This is a genomic window from Clostridium sp., assembly GCF_036642255.1.
Lineage (GTDB): Bacteria > Bacillota > Clostridia > Clostridiales > Clostridiaceae > Clostridium_J.
In genome coordinates, this window is the sequence record NZ_JAVWDJ010000104.1 from 1 (window position 1) to 3426 (window position 3426).

Annotated in this window: 4 protein-coding genes; 1 reads left to right on the forward strand and 3 read right to left on the reverse strand. The window is 31.6% G+C overall.

Translation table 11 applies throughout. The features are described 5' to 3' along the window. A partial coding sequence (locus RR409_RS20915; protein ID WP_332559710.1) for a nicotinate phosphoribosyltransferase occupies window positions 1-1399 on the reverse strand: 1399 nt, incomplete at its 3' end. 282 nt (window positions 1400-1681) lie between these two features. Further along, window positions 1682-1921, reverse strand: a complete 240-nt coding sequence (locus tag RR409_RS20920) for a hypothetical protein (RefSeq protein WP_332559711.1) — start codon at window positions 1919-1921, stop codon at window positions 1682-1684. A 455-nt stretch (window positions 1922-2376) separates the two neighbouring features. Here RR409_RS20920 and RR409_RS20925 point away from each other — a divergent pair, with 455 nt between their 5' ends. Then, window positions 2377-2739 (forward strand): YmaF family protein, encoded by a 363-nt coding sequence (locus RR409_RS20925; RefSeq protein ID WP_332559712.1) that lies wholly within the window; start codon window positions 2377-2379, stop codon window positions 2737-2739. A 67-nt stretch (window positions 2740-2806) separates the two neighbouring features. Here RR409_RS20925 and RR409_RS20930 read toward each other — a convergent pair. Continuing rightward, a partial coding sequence (locus tag RR409_RS20930; protein ID WP_332559713.1) for an alpha/beta hydrolase occupies window positions 2807-3426 on the reverse strand: 620 nt, incomplete at its 5' end.

A 3426-nucleotide genomic window follows, 5' to 3' on the forward strand; every position in this document is an offset into this window, starting at 1 on the left:
AATCCACATAATATTTATGTGGATTTTCAAATCTTTTTAATTCATCCCATAAGGACCCTACTTCTTTTTTACAGTATTCTCTTACCTCTTCAATATGTGGTAGTTTATAAACAAGCTGTCCCTTTTCAAATATTTTTATATGAAGATTTCTTGCTTTAAAGTTTGTTAGGATTTTTTTCTTCCAAGTATAAACAGGATCAAATATTACATAAGGCCTTGATTCCTCTATTACCTCATCATGAATAGTTAATATATCCGCAATAGCTTTATTACTTTCTTTTTCATAAAGTCTCCAAAGACCTTTATAATGAGGATTTGTAACCTTTTCTACATTTTCAGATAACTTTATTCTTGGATTTATGATACCTTGTTCTTCCACAGCTACTAGCTTATATACTCCACCAAAAACTGGTTCACTCTTTGAGGTTATTAGCCTCTCTCCTACTCCAAAAGTATCAATACATGCTCCTTGATTAATTAATTCTTTTATTATAAATTCATCAAGACTATTTGATGCAACAATTTTACAATCTGTAAGTCCTTCATTATCTAACATCTGCCTACATTCCTTAGACAGATATGCCATATCTCCACTGTCCAATCTTATTCCCTTAAGGTTTTTTCCTAAAGGTGCTAAAACTTCTTTATGTACTTTAATAGCATTAGGTACTCCACTTTTAATCACATTATAGGTGTCTACTAAAAGAGTACACTTATCTGGGTAGGTCTCTGCATAGGCTTTAAAAGCCTTGTACTCGTCTCCAAAAAGCTGAACCCAAGAATGAGCCATGGTTCCAATGGCTGGTATTCCCATCTCCTTATCTGTATAAACATTGGAACTTCCTATTGCTCCTGCTATGTAGGCAGCCTTTGCACCGTAAATAGCACCATCGTAACCTTGTGCACGTCTTGAGCCGAACTCCATTACATTTCTACCTTGTGCTGATCTTACTATTCTGTTAGTTTTTGTGGCTATAAGACTTTGGTGATTTATAGTTAAAAGAACCATAGTTTCAATAAGCTGAGCTTCCATTATGGGACCACTGACGGTGAGTATTGGTTCATTCGGAAAAATCACAGTGCCTTCAGGTACTGCCCATACATCACAAGTAAACTTAAAGCTTTTTAGATATTCTAAAAATTCTTCGCTAAATATTGCTTTTTTTCTTAAAAAATCTATATCATCTTCATGAAACTTAAGATTTTGTATGTATTTTATTACTTCTTCCAATCCACAAGCGATAGCAAAGCCGCCATTATCAGGAATCTTTCTAAAAAACATATCAAAATAAACTATTGTATCTTTAAGTCCATGACTTAAATATCCATTACTCATAGTGAGCTGATAGTAATCCATAAGCATAGTTAAGTTTCTAGGGTCCTTCAAATTTTCATTCATGGTGACAACTTCCCTTCTCCATATTATTAAGTTTCAGCACCTTCAAAATATACCTAGATAGAATACTATTTTATATCTCAGATACCTTATATCACTTCTTATTTTGGTAAAAGTTATAAACATTTATTCCTATTATTAAAATAGTATTAATTTATAATACTGAACAAGTTAATTTTTTCAATGGATATCCGATATGATTGATCTCTCAAATGAAAGTTTAAAATTCCCACACAATTAAAAACTAGGTATGGTTGCACATACCTAGCATATTTCACTACTTAATTAAAACCAACATCCTCCACAGAAAAAGATTAGAAAAAGGAATAATATGCCTAGTTCACCAAAGTCATCGTCGCATTTTTTGGGACAACATTGTTTAGGTCTGCACCAATTATTTCCTTGAGAATATGGTTCGTTAGTATTATAACCTGCATTTACATTGTTATTGTTGCCTAGCATTGCAAGTAATTGTCTTCCTTCATTAGAGTTTAAAATACTATTTAATAATTCTTGTTCATTCATACCTATCACCCTTTAAATTATTTTAAGCAAGTTGGTTGAATCGAATAAACCAACAATCTATTTAATACTTAAATAAGCTGTAGTATTAATATTCTTGCTTAAGTAAATGTAAAGCTTGTCTACTTTATAATATGTGAAATAATTTAAAAGGTTCATGGGGAACTCTAAGAAAAATAATTATATAAGCTTCTATTGTGTTAATATTATTGAGATTTCTTGTTCCAACTATATTTTTGTAAAAAAAAATCTGAAAAGTAATTTTCTCCATTTCAATATACTTAATAATTACATTAATGAATCTGTGATTTAAGATTTTTAATAGCATAAATTATCTAAAATTTATGGAACTACAAAGCTCTATTTATACAATTTATTGTGAATACGCATGGACAAGCAATCACAAAGCAGGATTTTTAGCATATGATATATTAGCTTACAATAAAGGAGGTGCTAATATGTTTGAAGAACAATATGATTACGACAGCATGTGTTGTGAGCGTCCCGTTTTTTGCCAAACTCATGTTCATGAGTTTTTAGGTAGCACAAAACTGGCTGGACCATCGGAGCTTACCCATAATCATCGTTTTGCTGGAGTTACTAGCGAAGCAATCCCTTACGAAGATTCTCATGTCCACAGTATATTGGTTAACACTGATTTTGTAGTGGGTCACCATCATGAAGTGGGGGTTACTACTGAACCTGCTATTTTCATTGGCGAAGGAAGGCATATTCATTTAGTTAAACGTGTGACTACAATTGACGTTAACCACGCCCATGAGTATATTTTTGCTACACTAATAGAAGATCCGTTACGTTAATAATAAAGGAGGGCCTGGCCCTCCTTCTTTCTATTTCTTAAATATAAACTCTAACAAACACTGTATTCTATAGTTGCTGATTTAACCATTGTTCTAAAACATATTCTAACTCTGGATGCATTGGTTTTGATGCCTCACCTTTATATTGTTTCATAATGTTTAAAACTGTTTTTTCTCCTGTAAACTCTTTTAGCATATGATCCATATCTTTTATAACTACAGTTTTTATATTATCTTTCTCTAATTTCCCAACTGTGTTTAAATCTTCTGGATTAGCCTGAACATCCTTGTCTCCTGTAACTGCTAATATTGGGCAATTAGCACCACTTAAAGCTTTTAGTATTTCCTCATCTGTATATTTAAAGTGTTCTCTAAACCATTTTGCAGGCATTTTTTTACCCTTTAATTTTACAGTATCTCGTTTAGAATTAATCATTGTATTATACAAATCATCTTGTTGTTTTTGAAGTTTCTTTTCATTAAGAGCTAATCTTAGTAGAATACCTTTTAAGCCTTTTAAATTTATTATTTCCTTTAAAATTTGAGCATTTTGGTACTTTAAAGGTTCTCTAAGATTTGTACCAGCTCCTGCAATTAATACCATTCCTGCCACAGGATTTATGGTATTGGCAATAGTTGAAAGTATACATCCTTCACTATGTCCAACTAAAATGATTTTATTTCTAT

Bases quoted from the DNA above. Each gene is read 5' to 3' on its own strand.
- RR409_RS20920 (WP_332559711.1), bottom strand. From the start codon at position 1,921: ATGAATGAACAAGAATTATTAAATAGTATTTTAAACTCTAATGAAGGA.
- RR409_RS20925 (WP_332559712.1), top strand. From the start codon at position 2,377: ATGTTTGAAGAACAATATGATTACGACAGCATGTGTTGTGAGCGTCCC.